We start from the raw sequence: 19495 nt of genomic DNA, 5'->3' as shown, positions 1-19495 counted from the left end.
CGATCTCCTTGCGAATGTTGGATGCGCTACGATACTACGTATCCGAATAAGTAGTACCCCGTAAAGACTTGCACTATGGACGTAGATTACCGGCTGGCGTTTGACATGGCCCCCGTGGGGCTGGTGCTGTCGCGCAACCGCACCATGGTGGACTGCAACCGCCACGTCTGCGAGATGTTCGGCGCATCGCGCGAGGTGCTGATCGGGCAATCGTTCCAGATTCTCTATCCGAGCGCCGACGAATACGAGCGCCTCGGTGCCCACATGGAGCCCATCCTGAATGCGAAGGGCCATTACGCCGACAACCGCATCATGAAGCGTGCCAATGGCGAAGTATTCTGGTGCCACGTGTCAGGACGTGCATTGAACCGCGAAGACCCCCACGCCTCGGGCATCTGGAGCTTCGAGGACCTGAGCTCGCAGCGCCCCGTGAAGGCCGAGCTGACGGGGCGCGAACGCGAGGTGGCCGCACGCCTGCTCGAAGGCCTGACTTCCAAGGAGATCGGCCGGGCGCTGGAGATCAGCCACCGCACGGTGGAGATCTACCGTGCGCGCCTCATGCGCAAGTACAACGCGTCCACGGCCGCCGACCTCGTTCACAAATTGCTTGCAGGGGACTGAACCCTACTTCGGCCCATCCACCACCTCGGCCGCGGTGCGGAAGGCCTCGACCGCTGCCGGCAGGCAGCAGTAGATGCTGGCGTGCAGCAGCACCTCCTGGATCTCTGCCTCCGTGGCGCCATTGTTGAGCGCGCCGCGCACATGGCCCTTGAGCTCATGCTGCTTGCCCAGCGCGGTGAGGAAAGCCACGGTGACCAGGCTGCGCGTCTTCATGTCCAGGCCCGGTCGCTGCCACACATCGCCCCAGGCATTGCGGGTGATGAACTCCTGGATGGGCTGCGTGAACTCGGTGGCATTGCCAAAGGCCTTGGACACGAAGTCCTCGCCCATGACCTGCTTGCGCGTGGCCAGGCCCTTGTCGAAGTCCTTGGTGGATGGCGGTTGTTGCTGCGTCATGCGGGCTCTCCGGTTGGTTCGAGGCCGCGATGGTAGCCGCAGGTCACGCACAAGAAAAAATGCGCCCCCTGAAGGGGGCGCATTCAAACCGCTCAGGCCTTGGATGCGGCCAGGTCAAAACGGTCGAGGTTCATGACCTTGGTCCAGGCCTTGATGAAGTCCTGCACGAACACGGCTTGCGCATCGCTGCTGCCATAGACCTCGGCCAGCGCACGCAATTGCGAGTTGGAGCCGAACACCAGATCGGCCACGGTACCGGTCCACTTCGCGGCGCCCGTGGCGCGATCCACACCTTCGAGCACGCCAGCGGCCGAGGCCGACTTCTGCCACTTGGTGCGCATGTCCAGCAGGTTCACGAAGAAGTCGTTGGTCAGCGTGCCGGGCGACTTGGTGAAGACGCCATGGCCGCCCTGCCCTGCATTGGCGCCCAGCACGCGCAAGCCACCGACCAGCACCGTCATCTCGGGGCCGGTCAGCGTGAGCTGGTTGGCACGGTCGATCAGCAGCTCGGCCACCGCGTCTTCTAGGCCGGGGCGCACGTAATTGCGGAAACCGTCGGCCAAGGGCTCCATGACCTCGAACGACGCCACATCGGTCTGCTCCTGCGAGGCGTCCATGCGGCCCGGCGTGAACGGCACGCTGACCTCCTGGCCGGCGCTGCGCGCGGCGGACTCGATAGCGGCAGCCCCGCCCAGCACGATCAGGTCGGCGACGGAGACCTTCTTGCCGTTGGTCTGCGCGGCATTGAACTCCTGCTGGATGGCTTCGAGCTTGCCCAGCACCTTGGACAGTTGCGCGGGCTGGTTCACCTCCCAGTCCTTCTGCGGTGCCAGGCGCACCCGGGCGCCGTTGGCGCCGCCGCGCTTGTCGCCACCGCGGTAGGTGGAGGCCGAGGCCCAGGCGGTGGAGACCAGCTCGGACACCGAGAGGCCCGACGCCAGGATCTTTGCCTTGAGCACCGTCACATCCTGCGCATCAACCAGGGCGTGGTCCACGTCGGGGATCGGGTCCTGCCAGATCAGCACCTCGGCCGGCACTTCGGGGCCCAGGTAGCGCACACGCGGCCCCATGTCGCGGTGGGTCAGCTTGAACCAGGCGCGGGCAAAGGCATCGGCGAACTGCTCGGGGTGCGCGAGAAAGCGGCGCGAGATGGCCTCATAGGCCGGGTCGAAACGCAGCGACAGATCGGTGGTGAGCATGGTGGGCACGCGCTTCTTCGAAGGGTCGTGCGCATCGGGGATGGTGGCCTCCGCACCCTTGGCCGTCCACTGGTGGGCGCCAGCCGGGCTCTTGGTCAGCTCCCATTCAAAGCCGAACAGGTTCTCGAAGAAGTTGTTGCTCCACTGCGTGGGCGTGGTGGTCCAGGTGACTTCCAGGCCGCTGGTGATGGCGTCGCCGCCAAAGCCGCTGCCATGCGTGCTGATCCAGCCGAAGCCCTGGTCCTCGATGCCGCCGCCTTCGGGCTCCTTGCCCACCAGCGCCGCGTCGCCTGCGCCATGGGTCTTGCCGAAGGTATGGCCGCCGGCGATCAACGCCACGGTCTCTTCATCGTCCATGGCCATGCGGGCAAAGGTGTCGCGGATGTCGCGCGCCGCGGCGATGGGGTCGGGGTTGCCGTTGGGGCCCTCGGGGTTCACGTAGATCAGGCCCATCTGCACGGCGGCCAGCGGTGTGGCCAGGTCGCGCTCGCCGCTGTAGCGCTTGTCACCGCCCAGCCAGGTAGTCTCAGCACCCCAGTAGACGTTCTCATCGGGTTCCCACACGTCGGGGCGGCCGCCGCCAAAGCCAAAGGTCTTGAAGCCCATGGATTCCAGCGCCACGTTCCCCGTGAGGATCATCAGGTCGGCCCAGGAGATCTTGCGGCCGTACTTCTGCTTGATGGGCCAGAGCAGGCGCCGGGCCTTGTCCAGGTTGGCGTTGTCGGGCCAGCTGTTGAGCGGCGCAAAGCGTTGCTGGCCGGCCCCGGCACCGCCCCGGCCATCGGCCAGGCGGTAGGTGCCGGCGCTGTGCCAGGCCATGCGGATGAACAGCGGGCCGTAGTGGCCGAAATCGGCCGGCCACCAGTCCTGCGAATCGGTCATCAGCGCATGCAGGTCGGCCTTCACGGCCGCGAGGTCCAGGCTCTTGAACTCCTCGGCGTAGTTGAAGCCGTCGCCCATGGGGTCGACGAGCGGAGAGCTCTGGTTGAGCGGGCGCAGGTTGAGCTGGTTGGGCCACCAGTCGGCATTGCCGCGGCCCTTGGGCGCGGCTGCCTTGGTGTGGTCGAACGGGCATTTGGCTTCTGTCGTCATGGGGTCTCTCCTTGTCAGTGGTTCATGCACTTGGCGAGAGCCATCTTAGGAAGCAATCCATGGCACATCAATTGAATCGATTGAATACCTTTAATAGTCAATATTTATCGAATTAGCAAATCGATTGTCACAAGGCGGGTACCCGTCAACGGCCACGCGCCAACGGCAGCCCCGGCGCGTCCATGCGCGCCCGCAGGATCTGGCCGTGCGTGGAGTCGGTAACGAACACCGTGCGCCCGCCCTCCCCGCCGAACGCCAGGTTGGTGGTGGAAGCGCCCGCCGGCCCGCGCAGCACCAGTTCGGGCTCGGCCCGGTGGTTGAGCACCCAGACATAGCCCAGGCCCGGGTTGGCCACCAGCAGCCGGCCTTGGGCATCCACGGCCAGCCCATCGGGGCCGCTCGGGCCGTAGGAGGTGAAGAACTGCCCCACCTTGGCCAAGCCCCCATCGGGCAGCAGCGGCACACGCCAGACGCAGTTGCCGCGCGTCACGGCCAGGTAGAGCACGCGGCCATCCGGCGACAGGGCCACCCCATTGGGGCTGGGCACATTGGCCAGCAACAGGTCGAGCTGGCCATTGGGCCGCAGGCGGTACAGGCGCCCGCTCGGGTCGTGCAGGCCGCTCTGGCCCTGGTCGGTGAAGTACAGATTGCCCTCGGCATCGAACACCAGGTCGTTCACGCCCTTGAAGCGCTCGCTGTTGCGGCGTTCCAGGTACGGGGTCACACGGCCGCTGGCCACGTCCAGGCGCACCAGGCCATTCTTGTAGTCGGTGATGAGCAGGGTGCCGGCATCGAGGAACTTCATGCCGTTGGGCTCGCCGTCGTACTCGGCCACCACGGTCCAGGTGCCTGCGGGGTCGATGCGCAGGATACGGCCCCAGGGGATGTCGGTCACATAGAGGTTGCCGGCACCGTCGAACACCGGGCCTTCGAGGAAGGAGTCGGTGATGGCCGCTGCGCGGTTGGCATCGGCCCAGGCACTGCGCTCGCGCCGGCGCAGCGCATCGGGCATGGCAGTGAAGAGTTCGAGGTCGCGCACCTCGGGCACTTGCAGCAGAAACATCACAGGCTCCCCTGGCTCATTGTTTCTCGAACCCCGTCTTGGCAGCAATGGTGCCCCACATCGCGTTGCTGTCGTGCAGGATCTTGGCAAATGCAGTGGCATCCACCTGGCGCGCATCGGCGCCCATGCCTTCGGCAAAGGCCTTCATGTCGGGCGTGGCCATCGCCGTGGCGATCTCCTTTTGCAGCCGCTGCAGCACGGGAGCCGGTGTGCCCTTGGGCGCCCACAGCCCCGTCCAGTTGACCACGCCGAAGTCCTTGACGCCGGCTTCTGCAAAGGTGGGCACCTCCGGCAGTACCGCCAGACGCTTGTCGCCGCTCACGGCCAGAAGGCGCAGCTTGCCGCCGCGCACATTGCCCATCACCCCGGTCGTGGAGGCGAACTGCATGTCGATGGTATTGCCCAGCACGGCCTGCGTGGCCTCGGCCGCGCCCTTGAAAGGCACGTGCATGAACTTCGCGCCCGCCACCATGCCCAGCGCCTCGGCCGCAAAGTGCGGCGTGGTTCCCGCGCCGCCCGAGCCATAGGTCACGGCGCCCGGTTCCTTGCGCGCCTTGCCCAGCAGGTCGGCCAGCGTCTTATAGGGGCCACCCGCATTCACCACCAGGGCCATGGGCGCGAACACATAGGCGGCCACCGACACCAGGTCCTTTTCATGGTCGAAGGGCAGCTTCCTGAAGATGTGCGGCAGCAGCGAATAGGTGGTGTCGTTGGCCACCAGGGTGTAGCCATCGGCCTCGGCGCGCGCGACCTGGGTCACGCCAATGGTGCCCGTGGCACCGGGGCGGTTTTCCACGATGAAGCTCTGGCCGGTCTGCTCGGTGAGCTTTTGCGCCATCTTGCGCGTGGCCACGTCCACGGCGCCGCCGGGGCCATAGGGCACGATCAAACGCACCGGCTTGGCCGGCCATGCCTCTTGCGCCTGGCTTGCTCCGGCCAGGCAGAGGGCAAGGTACGCCAGGGCGAAACCACGGCGGTGCAACACGGATGGATTCATGAAGTCTCCTGATTCTTGGATTGGCAAGACCGATGGCTCAAGCTGTGGTGGCTGCCTGGCGTGCGAGCACGTCCAGCAGGTTGCGGGCCGCGCCCACGCCCATGTTCACGTAGGCATCGCTGGTCACGCCGCCGATGTGCGGCGAGAGGATGACATTCGCCTCGCCCTGGAAGGGGTGGCCCGCCACCATGGGCTCCACGGCAAAGCTGTCCAGGCCCGCGGCCATCACCTGTCCGCTGCGCACGGCAGCCAGCAGCGCCGCCTCGTCGATCAGGCCACCGCGCGCGGTGTTCACCACCACCACGCCGCGCTTGCACTGCGCCAGGGTGGCGGCGTTGAGCATGCCGCGGTTCTCGTCGGTCAGCGGGCAGTGCAGCGAAATGGCGTCGGAATCGCGCCAGATGGCAGCCAGGTCCACGCTTTCGATGTACGCCGGCAAGTTCTTCGCGAAGGGATCGAAGCCGATCACGCGCATGCCCAGCGCATCGGCCATCTTCGCAAAGCGCAGGCCGATGGCGCCCAGGCCGACCACGCCCACGGTGCGGCCACCGAGTTCCAGGCTCTTGTGCGTGGCCTTGTCCCAGTGGCCGGCATGCATGCGTGCGTCGAGCGCCACCACCGACTTGGCGCAGGCCAGCAGCAGCGCCAGGGCCTGCTCGGCCACGGCCGCGGCATTGGCGCCCACGGCGGCCACCACCTCGATGCCGCGGGCCTTGGCGGCCAGCTTGTCGATGGTGTCCGTGCCGCTGCCGTGCTTGGAGATCACCTTGAGCGAAGGCGCGGCGTCCATCACGGCCGCGCCGACCTTGCCGTAGCGCACGATGATGGCCACCGGGTCGTGGGTGCGGCACAGGGCCACCAGGTCGTCTTCGGTGGGCGCCTTGCCGGCGTAGACGATCTCGAAGTCTTCAAGCAGTGCCAGGGCCTGGGGAGCCAGGTCGGCCCCGGTCACGATGAGGGCGGCGCGGCTCACAGCGACTCCCCTTCCTTGAGCACGCCGGCTGCGCGCAGGGCCGCGGGCAGCCACTTCGATGCCGTGTCGCCGCGGGCGATGGCCTCGATGCGTGCGGCCTCGTCGGCCACCTTCTTGTCGGCCAGGGCCATCATGGCCGGGGCCTTGGCGCGCTCGATCACCACCACGCCGTCGGCATCGCCCACGACCAGGTCACCCGGGTTCACAAACGCGCCTCCGGCCGAGATGGGGTGGTTGATGCGGCCGGGCACGTACTTGGTGGGGCCGGCAGGATTGAAGCCCGCGCTGAACACGGGGAAGCCGAGCTCCAGCAGTTCAAGCTTGTCGCGGATGGCGCCGTCGACGATCACGCCCGCCAGGCCCAGCTTCTGGCAGGCGCTGAGCATCAGCGTGCCCATCAGGGCAGCAGTCTGGTCGCCCTTGCCGTCGATCACCAGCACGTCGCCGGGTTGGGCCAGCGCGATGGCGGCGTGGATCATGAGGTTGTCGCCCGGGCGCACCTCGACGGTGAAGGCCGGGCCTGCAACCTTCATGTCCTGGTGCACCGGGGCCACGCGGGCATGCATGGTGCCGCGGCGGCCGGCCACGTCGGCAAGGATGGCGGCCTGGAAGGTGGCGGCTTTCTGCACGACTTCGGCGCTGACGCGTTCGATGTCACGGATGATGTCTGGAAGCTGGCTCATGGTGGATTCCTTGTAGAGAGCACGGAAAGCGGTGGAACCGGTACGGCAGCGCCGGCAGTGGCTGGGACATGCCCATGCCGCAGCGCGACCGCTGACTTGAAGCGGCTGCAGGCAATGCAGGTGAAAGGTGGGCAGGGCAACGCGTGGTCGCGCGGCCCCTGCGACTATCGAGTCCTACGGACTAGTCCAGGCTGGCGCCCGAGTCCTTGACGATCTTTCCCCAGCGCGGCACTTCGGTGCGCAGCAGCTGGGTGAACTGCTCGGGCGTGCCGCCCATCACGTCGCCGCCTTCGCTGCGCAGCTTCTCGGCCACATCGGGCTGCTGCAGGGCCTGGTTGATGGCCTTGTTGAGCTGGGCCACGATGGGCGCGGGCGTGCCGGCCGGCGCGAGGATGCCGAACCACGTCACGGCATCGAAGCCCTTGTAGCCCGACTCGGCGAGCGTGGGCACATCGGGCAGTTGGCTGGCGCGCTTGGCCGAGGTGATGGCGATGACCTTGAGCTTGCCGTTGCGCACCTGGCCCAACAGCGTGGGCACGGAAGACATGTACAGGTCGATCTGCCCGCCGACCAGGTCGGTCATGGCCTGGGCCGCGCCCTTGTAGGGGATATGGCGCAGCTGGATGCCGGCCGCGTTCTCGGCCAGTTCGCCCGAGAGATGGGCCACCGTGCCATTGCCGGAATAACCCAGCGTGACGGCATCGGGCTTGCCCTTGGCGGCAGCCACCACATCGGCAAAGGTCTTGTAGGGCGAGTTCACGGGCGCCGCCATCACGATGGGCGAGGACGACACCAGCGCCACGGGTACCAGGTCCTTGAGTGGGTCGTAGGGCAGCTTGGGGTAGAGCGTGGGGTTGATGGCCAGGTTGCTGGTCTGGCCCATGACGAGGGTATAGCCGTCGGGTGCGGACTTGGCGGTGGCGTCCACGCCCAGGTTGCCGCCAGCACCCGGCCGGTTGTCCACGATCACGTTCCACTTGTTCTGGTCGGTGAGCTTTTGCGCCACGGTGCGCGCGATCATGTCGGTGCCGCCGCCGGGTGGAAATGGCACGATCAGGCGGATGGGCTTGCTGGGGTACGCGGCCTGCGCCAGGGCGGCGCCGGTGGGCAACGCAGCGGCGGCCAGGCCCAGGACGGTGGTGCTCAGGGCGCGCGAAAGCGATGGAAAAGCGAACATGGATCTTGTCTCCGTTGTAGTGGTGGACCGCAGCGGCTGCACTCCCGATGCGATGGACGCGACTGTACGCAGGCGTTTCAACCCATACAATGCTGTTGCATCCAATGAAACAAAGTTCACCATGAGCAACACCGCCAAAAGCCGCTCTTCTGCCAGCCCCAACGAACCCGCCCCACCACCCGAGGCACAGGGAGCACAGGAGTCCGGCGGCGTCATTGCCGTGACCCGCGCGCTGCAGGTGCTGGAGGCCTTTGCGCTGGGTGAATCGAGCCTTCCGTTGGCCGAACTGAGCCGGCGCTGCGGCCTGCACAAGACCACAGTGCTGCGGCTGGCGCGCACCCTGGCGCAGTCGGGCTTCATGGTGCAGCGCGAGGATGGCGACTGGCGCCTGGGCCCCGCCGCGGGCTGGCTGGGCGCGCGCTACCAGGCGGGGTTCGATGCGCAGAACGTGCTGGAACCCGCGCTGCGCGAGCTCTCCCGGGTGACCGGCGAGAGTGCTGCCTTCTACGTGCGCGAGGGCCAGGTGCGCACCTGCCTGGTGCGCGTGGAGGGACCGCAGGGGCTGCGCCACCATGCACGCATGGGCGAAGGCCTGCCGCTGGACAAGGGGTCGCCGGGGCGCGTGATCCTGGCCTTCTCGGGCGAGCCCGGCAGGGCCTACGAGGAGATCCGCAAGAAGGGCTACTACTGGTCCATCGGCGAGCGCGAGAACGGCGTCGCCACCGTGTCGGCACCGGTGTTCGGCATGCACTGGCGGCTCATGGGATCGGTGTGCATCTCGGGGCCGGAATCGCGGCTGCCGGCCGAGAAGCTCGAAGCGCTCGCGCCCACCGTGATCGCCGCGGCCACACAGCTGTCGTATGCGCTGGCGGGAAAAACGGCAGCGCCCTCGCAAGGCCCGGTGCGCGCCACCCATTGGCATCCGTGATACTGGCGCCATACCACCCAAGGAGACCGACTTTGACCCGCTACACCTTCCCCTCGCTCGACAGCCTGCCCGAGGACATCCGTACCCGCATCCTCGAAGTGCAGGAGAAGGCCGGCTTCGTGCCCAATGTGTTCCTGGCCTTCGCCCGGCGCCCGGCCGAGTGGCGCGCCTTCTTCGCCTACCACGATGCGCTGATGCTCAAGGAGGAAGGCAGCCTGACCAAGGGCGAGCGCGAGATGATCGTGACCACCACCAGCGCGGCCAACCAGTGCCTGTACTGCGTGGTGGCGCATGGCGCCATCTTGCGCATCTACGAGAAGAAGCCGCTGGTGGCCGACCAGGTGGCAGTCAACTACCGCAAGGCGGAGATCGGCCCGCGCCAGCGCGCCATGCTGGACTTTGCAATGAAGGTCTGCGAGCGCTCGCACGAGATCGAGGATGCCGACTTCACCGCACTGCACGCGCATGGCTTCGACGATGAGGACATCTGGGACATCGCGGCCATCACCGCCTTCTTCGGGCTGAGCAACCGCATGGCCAGCTTTGCCGGCATGCAGCCCAACCCCGAGTTCTACCTGATGGGCCGCGTGCCCAAGGCCAAACCGGCCGCCTGAGGCAGAGGCGGCCCATGCATCCGATGGCGCCACCCTGCGCCCTGCTGGCAGCGTGCCTCCTCAGCGCCAGCGCCCAGGCGGGCCCCAGCGGCTTTGTCGGGGGCGGCGGCACGCTGGCTGCGCAGCCCCTGCCGGTGCAGGTACCCACCGGCATGCTCTCGCCCCTTTCGAGCACCATGCCGCCCCTGCTGCTGCGCAAGGACGGGCCGGTGTACTACCTGGCCATGGGCCTGGGCGTGCCACGCTACGGCATTGCCGACCAGCCGGGTGCCGGCGCCTGGCGTGTGGTGCCCGATGCGGACTGCGCCCGGCTCGAACGCGTGGCGCTGGACGAGGTCAGGCAGCCGGGCGTGCAGCCGGTGACCGTGCAGCAGAACGCCCTGCCGCTGCAATGCGCCGCCGCGTTCGAGGACAGTTGCACCAGCCGCGACCAGCGGCTGCGCATTGCCATCGTCTTCCAGGGCAGCCGGCGCAGGGCGATCACCGGGGGCGGCTTCTTCGGCAGCGAGGGGAAGATCACCACCAGCTTCTACACCGGTGTGCGCACGCTGAGCATCGAGCACCTGCCTTCGGGCCGCCAATGGCACATGCACGAAAGGCTGCAGGACTCCGCTGCCTACAGCGCACCGCAGACGGCCATCCGCTACCTGCCGGAGCTGCAGCGGCTGCTGTTCCTCGGCGTGGGCAGCGGCACCCCGGGTGCGCAGGGCGGCTGCATTGCCCTGCCCCCGGGCTGACGGGGAGGCGAAGGCTCAGGCAAAATTGTTCTGCTGCTGTGCCTGCGCGCCGGCCGCAGGGCGCCTGGCAAGCAGGGCCGTCAAGGCCTCCACCGACATCGGCCGGGCATACAGGTAGCCCTGCACCTCGTCGCAGCCATGGTCCTTGAGGAAGTCGCGCTGCTCGGGCGTTTCCACGCCTTCGGCGATCACGCGCAGCTTCAGGCTCTTGGCCATGGCGATGACGGCCGAAGCGATGGCCTCGGCCTCCTCGTTCCCATGCTTGCCCAAGTCCAGGATGAAGGAGCGGTCGATCTTGAGCTTGCTCACCGGAAAGCGGCGCAGGTAGCTCAAGCTGGAGTAGCCCGTGCCGAAGTCGTCGATGGCGATCTGGATGCCCATGCCCACCAGCTGGTGCAGGATGTCCACGGCGGCATCCGTGTTGTCCATCAGCGTGCCTTCAGTCAACTCCATCTCCAGCGCACCGGCGGGCAGGTCGAACTCCGAGATGACACGGCCCACCTCGTGCAGGAAGTCAGGCGCCTGGAACTGCACCGCCGAGAGGTTCACGGCGATGGGCAGGGGTGCCAACCCCTCGCTGCGCCAGCGCGACCAGATGCGTGCCGCCTCGCGCAGCACCCAGTTGCCGATTTCCGCGATCATCCCCGAGGATTCGGCAATCGGAATGAACCGCGCCGGGGACACCGGGCCCCGCGTCTTGTGCGTCCAGCGCAGCAGGGCCTCCATGCCCACGGGCTGGCCATGTGACAGCGTGAACTGGGGCTGCAGGTGCAATTCGAGTTCGCCGACGTCGATGGCCTGGCGCAGATCCACGGCCAGCAGCATGTCGTCGTAGGCCGAGGCATTCATCTCGGGCGCATACAGGCGCCAGGTGTTGCGCCCGTGGACCTTGGCGATGCGCATCGCGGCTTCCACGTTGTGCAGCAGGTCCTCGGCCGCGTGCGCATGCTCGGGATAGCTGGCGATGCCGATGCTGGCGGTGGGAGAGACCGGGTGCTCCTGCGGCCCCAGGCGGATGGGCGGGGACAGCAGCGCGCGAACCTGGCTGATCAGCAGGGCATGGGTGACGGGGTTGCCCGAGAGCACGAGCATGAATTCATCGCCGCCATAGCGGTACAGGCCCTTGAGGTCGGCGCTCAGCCCCTGCAGGCGCCTGGCGATCTCGACCAGCAGCACATCGCCCTGGGCATAGCCGAACGATTCGTTGATGCCCTTGAAGCGGTCCAGGTTCACCAGCGCCAGCGACAGGCTGTTGTGCGGGGATGCCGCCTGGGCATCGACACCAGCGATGTACAGCGGCAACTCCTGCTCCAGCCGGGCCCGGTTGGGCAGCCCCGTGACCGGGTCATGGATGGCAAGGTACTGCGCCTGGCTCTCGGCCTGCTTGAGGCGCGTCAGGTCCGTGAACAGGTCCACATGCTGCTCCACCTGGCCATCGGCACCGCGATGCGCACAGACCAGCAAGCGCGCCGGAAAGGCCGTGCCGTCCTTTCGGCGGATGTGCATCTCGCCCTCCCAGAAGTCCTCGGCCTTGAGGATGGCACGTGCACGCTCCACCCCCGCAGGGTCGAGCCCCGCATTGAGGATCACCGTGGGTTGGCCCTGCAGATCCTCGAGCGTGTAGCCGGTGATCTTGGTGAGGTGCGGATTGATCGAGACGACGCGCTTGTCACGGTCGCCGACCACGATGGCGACGGCGGACCGGCTGAAGAAGCTCGCAGCCACGCGCAACTGCGTTTCCACCTCGGCCTGGCGCGTGATGTCACGGCCTATGCCCACAAAATAGCGCTGCCCCTCCGACTCGAAGCAGCCGACGGTACCTTCCAGCAGGAAGGTGCTGCCATCGGCGCGCAGCCGGGGGATGCGCACATGGCGCGATTCGCCGGGCTGCATGGCCTCCAGGATGGCGGCCTGTGCCGCGGCGTTGTCCGGCGGTCGCAGGCGCTGTGCGTTCATGCCGATGAGCTGCTCGCGCGGATAGCCATAGACGTCGACCGCCGCCTGGCTCACGTCGAGGATGGTGCCGTCGTTGTCGGTCAGGAAGAAGATGTCGGTCGAGTCCCGCATCACGTGCTCGTAATGCCGGCGCAGCCCGGCCTCGCGCGCGGCGTGGCGGTGGCGGTCGCCGCGGCGCCAGGCGGCATAGAGCAGCGAGCCGAACAGGATGAGCACCGCTGCCCCGAGGACCAGGAGGCGGCTGCGGTCTATCACCGCCGCATACACCGCCTTCTCAGGCATCAGGCTCAGCACCATCCACGATGGCAGCAGGATGTTCTCGCGCCGGGCCATCACCGCCACGCCATCCCGGTTGCGGCCCTGCGCCGTGGAAACCCCTGGCTCGGTCAGCAGCGACTCCACCACAGGCCCGGCCCCTTGAAGCGCCTGCAGACCGGGCCCGCTGGCCGCGGCCAGGATCTGCAGGCCACGTGCATCGCGGTGCACCAGAATGGTCTCGCCACCCCAGTTGGGCAGCCTGGCCTTGGCCAGGGTATCCACCAGCCACTGCAGGTCCATCTCCATGTAGAGCACATGGCCCGTTCCGCGGGTGCTGTCGGCAATGCTGCGCGCCAGCGCCAGACGCAGCCCTGCACCACTCTCTGCTGGCAGTTCGATCCATCGCGGGTACGCACCCGTCCCGGCCTGCGCCACGCGGCCCAGTTGCTGCGCGTCCAGTGCGGCGCCGCTGCTGAAAACCGCCTTGTCGGTGCCGACATCCACGATCGCAATGCTTCGGTAACCGTAGACGCGGCGTATGCCTTCGAGATGCTTTTGAATGAACGGAGCGTACTCGGCGCGCTGCGCGTCGCCCTGCCACCAGTGGTCGAGTGCCTTGACCAGCAGGGGATTGGAGCCGATGGCCTCGGCATCGCCGGAGCGCTCCGCGAGCCAGGTGTCTAGGGAGTGGGCCGAAAGTTCGGAGGTGACCCGCAGGGTTTCGGATGCAGCCTGTTCGGCAGCCCGCTTGCCCTCAAAGTGCAAGGCGATCCCGAGCGCGATCACACCGGCGACAAAGACGGCAAAAGCCAGTGGGACCGCCCAGCCGTGCAGGCGGGCATCGGATTGAGCACCGCTGCGCTCAGGGCTGCTGTCTGTGGCCATGGCCGAAACCCCCGTGACAGGCAAGCGGCGTGGCCAGGAAATCGCACGCTCGCCCATTGCAACAATGAACCCGCACAACCCCCATCAGCTGTGCACTGCAGGCCATGTCAGACCGTGCCGATGCTCTGGATTTAGTTCGATTCGGGAGGGGGTGTCAAGGCGCCCCCGCCGTCATCCGTTGACAATGGCCAGCATCCACTCCGGCAGGGCCACGGCCTTCTTCTGCGGAAAGTCCACCCAGATGGTGGTGGCGCCGCCCGCAGCGTAGATGACACCCGGCCGGTCCACCCGCTCCATGGTGCCCCAGGTCTCGAAGGTGGTGCGGCCCGGGTCGCTCACGTAGAGCTTGAGCAGCACGTCAGCCGGGTACTCGAGCTGCTGGTAGAAGTTGCAGAAGGCGTTGACGATGACCGGCCCCTGGCCCGAGGGGTCGGGGTTGCAACCCACCGACACCATCCAGTCGATGCGCGCCGTCTCCAGGTAGCGGAAGTACACGGTGTTGTTCACGTGGCCCATGGCGTCCATGTCGCCCCAGCGCACGGGAAAACGCATCTCGTGCACCAGCTTCTTTGTCTCGGGGATTTCAATTTTCATCGGTGTGCCTTGATGGAAGCGAGGATGCCCAATGTGAACAGCGCGGCGGCTGCCCACTGCGCCAGCGTCGGCCAGCGGCCATCCCATGCGAAGGAATATACGAGAGCGAACAGGGTTTCGCTCACGATGAGCTGCCCGCACAGGCTGGCGGACAGGCGCTGGCTGGCGATGTTCCACAAAATGGTGGCCAGCCAGCTCGAGCCGAAGCCCAGCGCCAGGCACACGGCCACGAAGGTGCCGAACCCCGGCTGCGCCGCCAGCTCGGGCAGGCTGGTGCCGCCCGCCAGCCACAGCAGCAGGCCGCCCAGTCCCGTGGCCACACCCAGCCAGTTGGCCCAGTCGGTCGCGCGCACCTCGGGATGGCGCTTGAGCCAGGCGGAGTTGAAGACGGCGAAGGCCGTCCAGAACACCAGGGCCACCAGGACAATGGCGATGCCGCGCCAGTAGCGGCCGGCGCCGGGGGCGGCCACATCGCCATGCGGCACCTCGGCCATCAGCACCAGGCCGGCCACCGTGAGCACCAGCCCGGGCACCAGGGCCGCCCAGCGCAGGCCCTGGGGCTTGCCCAGCAGCATGACCCAGACTGGAATGGTGCCGATGATCAGCGCCGGCATCTCGGCCCCCGCATCGCGGATGGCCCACACCAGCAGCAGGTAGTACCCCGTGAAGCCCAGCACCGACAGCCACAGTGCCGCCAAGGCCTGGGCCCAGGTGGGCCGGCGCGGATTGCCGCGCAGGCCCCAGGCCAGCATGCCCAGGGCCACCGCGCCATAGGCCACGAAGCGTCCCGCGGTCAGGTCCACCGAGGCAAAGCTGCCCGCCATGCGCGGCGCGACGAAGACCAGCCCCCAGAGCGCGCCCGCGGCGAGCCCGGCCAGGATGCCGGTCAGCATCGGGGGATCAACCGGCGCTCAGACCGCAAAGCCATCGTCCGCAGCGATCACGGCACCGTTGATGAAGTGGCTCTGGTCGCTGGCCAGCATGACGATCAGCGCATCCAGGTTCTCGGGCGCACCCACGCGCTTGCGCGGCAGCATGTCGATGAGCTTGCGCCCCTGCTCGGTCTGCCAGTGGCGGTGGTTGATCTCGGTGTCGATGTAGCCCGGGCAGATGGCATTGGTGTTGATGCCGAACTTGCCCCACTCCAGCGCCATGGCCTTGGTCATCTGCACCACGGCGGCCTTGCTCATGCAGTAGGCACCGATCTGCGGCAGCACCTTGAGCCCCGCCATGGAGGCGATGTTGATGATGCGCCCGCCCGTGAAGCTGCCCGGCGCCGCCCCGCGCGAACGCGCCAGCATGCGCTTGCCCACCTCCTGGGCGACGAAGAAGGCACCCTTGACGTTGGTGTCGAAGATGAAATCGTAGTCCTCGGGCGTCACGTCCTGCAGGCGCTGCGTGGTGCTCACGCCCGAGTTGTTCACCAGGATGTCGATGGAGCCCATCTCGGTCTCGGCATGGGCCACGGCGGACTTGATGGAGTCGTGGTCGGTCACATCGAGCTCGATCACATGGGCATCGCCCCCCTCGCCTTCGATGCGGGCGCGCAGTTCCTTGAGCTTTTCGATGCGGCGGCTGGCCAGCACCACCCCTGCGCCCGCGCGCGACAAAGTGCGCGCGAACTGGGCGCCCAGCCCGCTGGAGGCACCGGTGATGAAGGCCACGCGGCCGGAAAGATCAATGCTGTATGCCATTTAGAGAGCCTCCACTGCAGAAAAAAGAACGATCGTTCGATTATTTAAAATAGGGCAATACAATCAGTCTCCAGACAGACAGAATCCTGGCCCCTGTCCGAAGACAATCACTCGATTATCAAACGCACGACGAAACACCCATGACGAACGAAGAAATCCTCGCCCAGTATGGTCCCCGTGAAGCAATGGAATACGACGTGGTCGTCGTGGGCGGCGGCCCCGGCGGCATGGCCACCGCGATCCGGCTCAAGCAGATGGCCGCCGCCAACGGCAAGGAGATTTCGGTCGTGGTGCTCGAAAAAGGCTCCGAGCCCGGCGCGCACATCCTGTCGGGCGCCATCATGGACCCCAAGGCCCTAACGGAACTGATCCCCGACTGGAAGGCCAAGGGCGCGCCCCTGAACCAGCCGGTGACGGACGACGCGATGATCTTCCTGGGCGAGAACTCGTCCTTCCGCGTGCCCAATGTGTTCCTGCCGCACAACTTCCAGAACCACGGCAACTACGTGGTACGCCTGGGCAACGTGGTCAAGTGGCTGGGCGAGCAGGCCGAAGCCCTGGGCGTGGAGATCTTCCCCGGCTTCGCGGCCGCCGAGGTGCTCTACAACGAGAACGGTTCCGTCAAGGGCGTGGCCACCGGCAACATGGGCATCAGCAAGGAAGGCGAGCCCACGGGCGACTTCCAGCTGGGCATGGAACTGCATGCCAAGTACACCATCTTCGCCGAAGGCTCGCGCGGCCACCTGGGCAAGCAGCTGATCTCGCGCTTCAAGCTCGACGCGCATTCCGACCCGCAGAGCTACGCCATTGGCATCAAGGAGCTGTGGGAGATCGACCCGCAGCGCCACCAGCCCGGCTTCGTGATGCACACCGCCGGCTGGCCCATGGAAAACGACACCTATGGTGGCGCCTTCCTGTACCACCTGGACGACAACAAGGTCACGCTGGGCTTCATCACCGGCCTGGGCTATTCCAACCCGTACCTGAGCCCGTTCGAGGAATTCCAGCGCTGGAAGACGCACGCCAACATCCGCTGGTACCTGGAGGGCGACGAATCCAAGGGCATCAAGCCGGCCAAGCGCATCAGCTACGGCGCGCGCGCCATCACGGCCGGCGGCCTGCTGAGCCTGCCCAAGACCATCTTCCCGGGCGGCGCGCTGATCGGCTGCGACGCAGGCTACCTGAACGTGGGCCGCATCAAGGGCAGCCACGCCGCCATCAAGTCCGGCATGCTGGCCGCCGAGGCCGCCTACGATGCCGTGGTGGCCGGCCGCCAGCACGATGAGCTCAGCGCCTACCCCGAGGCGTTCGAGAAGAGCTGGCTGTACACCGAGCTCAACAAGGACCGCAACTTCAAGAACTGGTTCAAGAAGGGCCTGGTCACCGCCACCATCATGAACGGCATCGAGCAGTTCGTGCTCAAGGGCAACATCCCCTGGACGCTGCACCGCGACAAGCCCGACCACGTGCACCTCAAGCCCGCGTCGGAATGCAAGCCCATCATCTACCCCAAGCCCGATGGCAAGCTGACCTTCGACCGCCTGTCCAGCGTGTTCATCAGCAACACCAACCACGCCGAGAACCAGCCGGCCCACCTGACGCTCAAGGACGCGAGCGTGCCGGTCAACATCAACCTGGCCAAGTACGCCGGCCCCGAGGCCCGCTACTGCCCGGCCGGTGTCTACGAGTTCGTGCCCGACGTGGCCAAGGGCGGCGACAGCCAGCGCCTGCAGATCAACGCGCAGAACTGCGTGCACTGCAAGACCTGCGACATCAAGGACCCGACGCAGAACATCGTCTGGGTGACGCCCGAAGGCGGCGGCGGCCCGAACTACTCGGGCATGTGATCGCGCTGCACATTGCGCAATGACGAAGGGCCTGCAATGCAGGCCCTTTTTCATGGTGCAGCCGATCGATCAGGCCATCGCGGCACCCGCAGTCAACTGGAACTGCCCCATTGCCCCCGCCAGCCGGTTCGCCTGGTCCTTGAGGCTTTGCGCCGCTGCTGCGCCTTCTTCCACCAATGCCGCGTTCTGCTGCGTCATGTGGTCGAGCTGGTCCACGGCCTGGCTGACCTGTCCGATCTGGCTGCTCTGCTCGCTGCTGGCGGCGTTGATCTCGGACATCAGCGTGGTCACCTGCTGCACGCTGGTGACGATGTCCTGCATGGTGGAGCCGGCGGTGACCACCAGGCGTGCACCGTCGCTCACCTTGTCCACGCTGTTGGCGATCAGCGCCTTGATCTCCTTGGCGGCGTTGGCACTGCGCCCGGCGAGGTTGCGCACCTCGCTGGCCACCACGGCGAAACCGCGGCCCTGCTCGCCCGCGCGGGCCGCTTCCACGGCGGCATTGAGCGCCAGGATGTTGGTCTGGAAGGCGATGCCGTCGATGATGCCCACGATGTCGGCGATCTTCTTGCTGCTGGCATTGATCTCGTCCATGGTCTTGACCACTTCGCTGACCACGTCGCCGCCCTTCTTGGCCACCTGCTCGGCGTTGTGCGCCAGGCTGTTGGCCTGGCGCGTGCTGTCGGCGTTGGCGGCCACGGTCTGCGCCAGCTGGGCGATGCTTGCGGCGGTCTGCTGCAGGCTGCTGGCGGCGTGCTCGGTGCGCGCGCTCAGGTCGGTGTTGCCGGCCGCCACCTCGGAGCTGGCCGCGTGGATGGATTCACCCGAGTCGCGCACCTCGGTCACCACGTAGTGCAGGGATTCGACCATGCGGTTGAGCGCGGTGAGCAGCTCGCCGATCTCGTCGGTGCGCGCGGTGGCCATGCGCACCGTGAGGTCGCCCTGCGCCACCAGAGCCGCCGCATCCGAAGCCTGGCGCAGCGGCAGCACGATGGAGCGGCGCAGCAGCCAGCCGAACAGGGCCGACAAGCCCACCACGAAGGCCACGGCCAGCGCGCTGACCCATTGGGCGCGCGCGGCGTCGGCGATCATGGCATCGGCCGCCGCCACCGAGGATTTCTCGGACTCGGCCAGCAACTGGTCGATGGCTTGGAGGTACTGGGCCAGCGCCGCCGCATGGTCCTGCAGCTCCTTCTGGCTGATGACCTTGGATTCCAGTGCGTTCTGCACCAGGGTGTCGCGCAGGGCCGCGTACTGCTGGCGCTGCGCCTGGGCCTGCTTCCAGGCCGGCAGGGTGCTGACGGCGGACGAGGAGGCCGCCAGCGATTCGTCGATTCGCTTGCGCATGCCCTCCTCGGCCGCCAGTTGTGTGCGCATTTCGGCCACCAGGGGAAACACGTCCTGCGAGCTGGTGGTGCGCAGCGCGATCTGGCCGATGTGCACCGACTGCGTCTTGAACTCGCGCACCGCGCGCTCGATGGGCAGTTGCTCCGCCGTCAGCAGCGTGGCCTGGCGCGTCGTGCCCTGGCCGGTGAGCCAGGTGGTGGAGCCGAGCAGCGCAACGGCCACGCCCAGCAGGCCAAAGGCCGCAGCCAGCTTCTGGCCCACGGACAGCGTGCGCTGGACACGGGGGGATGCAGGGGCAGAGGGCATGGCCGAACTGCCCTGGTGCCGGGCAGGCGCAGCAGCATGGGAGGCCGTCACGGCGGGGGTGCGAGTGGCACCGGCCGTTGCAGGAAGGTAGTTCATGGCTTTCTCCGTGGTGTTGCGAGTCATCCGCC

17 protein-coding genes are annotated in these 19495 nt (G+C 67.1%); 5 read left to right on the top strand and 12 right to left on the bottom strand.

Going from position 1 to position 19495, the window contains the following annotated elements:
* Positions 1-75: 75 nt before the first annotated feature.
* Positions 76-621 carry a LuxR C-terminal-related transcriptional regulator gene (locus AC07X5_RS29485; RefSeq protein WP_409955268.1) on the top strand — a complete coding sequence of 182 codons (546 nt, stop codon included), beginning with the start codon at positions 76-78 and terminating at the stop codon, positions 619-621.
* A gap of 3 nt (positions 622-624) precedes the next feature.
* Here AC07X5_RS29485 and AC07X5_RS29480 read toward each other — a convergent pair whose 3' ends face one another.
* The 7 genes from AC07X5_RS29480 to AC07X5_RS29450 form a co-directional block, all read right to left on the bottom strand.
* Positions 625-1017 (bottom strand): carboxymuconolactone decarboxylase family protein, encoded by a 393-nt coding sequence (locus AC07X5_RS29480; RefSeq protein WP_494773030.1) that lies wholly within the window; start codon positions 1015-1017, stop codon positions 625-627.
* A gap of 92 nt (positions 1018-1109) precedes the next feature.
* The gene (katG, locus tag AC07X5_RS29475) at positions 1110-3308 is read right to left on the bottom strand and encodes a catalase/peroxidase HPI (RefSeq protein WP_494773029.1); all 2199 of its coding nucleotides are present in this window, start codon (positions 3306-3308) and stop codon (positions 1110-1112) included.
* Positions 3309-3453: 145 nt separating this feature from the next.
* Positions 3454-4371 carry an SMP-30/gluconolactonase/LRE family protein gene (locus AC07X5_RS29470; protein WP_494773028.1) on the bottom strand — a complete coding sequence of 306 codons (918 nt, stop codon included), beginning with the start codon at positions 4369-4371 and terminating at the stop codon, positions 3454-3456.
* Positions 4372-4387: 16 nt separating this feature from the next.
* Complete coding sequence (locus AC07X5_RS29465) at positions 4388-5368, bottom strand: Bug family tripartite tricarboxylate transporter substrate binding protein (protein WP_494773027.1); 981 nt, start codon at positions 5366-5368, stop codon at positions 4388-4390.
* 37 nt (positions 5369-5405) lie between these two features.
* Entirely contained in the window at positions 5406-6341 is a 936-nt protein-coding gene (locus AC07X5_RS29460) for an NAD(P)-dependent oxidoreductase (protein WP_494773026.1), read from the bottom strand.
* Complete coding sequence (locus tag AC07X5_RS29455; protein WP_494773025.1) at positions 6338-7024, bottom strand: RraA family protein; 687 nt, start codon at positions 7022-7024, stop codon at positions 6338-6340. Before AC07X5_RS29455 ends, AC07X5_RS29460 begins: the two co-directional genes overlap by 4 nt.
* 181 nt (positions 7025-7205) lie before the next feature.
* Entirely contained in the window at positions 7206-8201 is a 996-nt protein-coding gene (locus tag AC07X5_RS29450) for a Bug family tripartite tricarboxylate transporter substrate binding protein (RefSeq protein ID WP_494773024.1), read from the bottom strand.
* A gap of 121 nt (positions 8202-8322) precedes the next feature.
* Here AC07X5_RS29450 and AC07X5_RS29445 point away from each other — a divergent pair, with 121 nt between their 5' ends.
* The 3 genes from AC07X5_RS29445 to AC07X5_RS29435 are packed head-to-tail and all read left to right on the top strand — an operon-like array spanning position 8323 to position 10480.
* Entirely contained in the window at positions 8323-9129 is an 807-nt protein-coding gene (locus AC07X5_RS29445; protein WP_494773023.1) for an IclR family transcriptional regulator, read from the top strand.
* A gap of 32 nt (positions 9130-9161) precedes the next feature.
* A complete protein-coding gene (locus tag AC07X5_RS29440; RefSeq protein WP_494773022.1) occupies positions 9162-9743 on the top strand; it encodes a peroxidase-related enzyme in 582 nt (193 codons plus the stop codon).
* Positions 9744-9757: 14 nt separating this feature from the next.
* On the top strand, positions 9758-10480 hold the full coding sequence (locus AC07X5_RS29435) for a hypothetical protein (RefSeq protein WP_494773021.1): 723 nt from the start codon (positions 9758-9760) through the stop codon (positions 10478-10480).
* Positions 10481-10495: 15 nt separating this feature from the next.
* Here AC07X5_RS29435 and AC07X5_RS29430 read toward each other — a convergent pair whose 3' ends face one another.
* The 4 genes from AC07X5_RS29430 to AC07X5_RS29415 form a co-directional block, all read right to left on the bottom strand.
* Complete coding sequence (locus AC07X5_RS29430; protein WP_494773020.1) at positions 10496-13579, bottom strand: bifunctional diguanylate cyclase/phosphodiesterase; 3084 nt, start codon at positions 13577-13579, stop codon at positions 10496-10498.
* A gap of 171 nt (positions 13580-13750) precedes the next feature.
* Positions 13751-14173 (bottom strand): acyl-CoA thioesterase, encoded by a 423-nt coding sequence (locus AC07X5_RS29425; RefSeq protein WP_409955251.1) that lies wholly within the window; start codon positions 14171-14173, stop codon positions 13751-13753.
* Positions 14170-15066, bottom strand: coding sequence for a DMT family transporter (locus AC07X5_RS29420; protein WP_494773019.1), 897 nt, complete (start codon positions 15064-15066; stop codon positions 14170-14172). The genes AC07X5_RS29425 and AC07X5_RS29420 overlap by 4 nt, the downstream gene beginning before the upstream one ends.
* A gap of 18 nt (positions 15067-15084) precedes the next feature.
* Positions 15085-15867, bottom strand: a complete 783-nt coding sequence (locus AC07X5_RS29415) for an SDR family oxidoreductase (RefSeq protein WP_409955248.1) — start codon at positions 15865-15867, stop codon at positions 15085-15087.
* A gap of 140 nt (positions 15868-16007) precedes the next feature.
* On the opposite strand from AC07X5_RS29415, the gene AC07X5_RS29410 reads away from it, so the two are divergent.
* Positions 16008-17714: an electron transfer flavoprotein-ubiquinone oxidoreductase gene (locus AC07X5_RS29410; RefSeq protein WP_494773018.1), complete on the top strand. Its 1707-nt coding sequence runs from the start codon at positions 16008-16010 to the stop codon at positions 17712-17714.
* Between the two features lie 69 nt (positions 17715-17783).
* Here the strand turns inward: AC07X5_RS29410 and AC07X5_RS29405 are convergent, their stop codons facing one another.
* Positions 17784-19463: a methyl-accepting chemotaxis protein gene (locus tag AC07X5_RS29405; RefSeq protein ID WP_494773017.1), complete on the bottom strand. Its 1680-nt coding sequence runs from the start codon at positions 19461-19463 to the stop codon at positions 17784-17786.
* Positions 19464-19495 lie beyond the last annotated feature (32 nt).

It is taken from the genome of Acidovorax sp. GW458-11-26-14-TSB4 (assembly GCF_059423865.1).
Note: the sequence above shows the minus strand (reverse complement) of the source record. Positions and strands in the feature narration are given on the sequence as shown.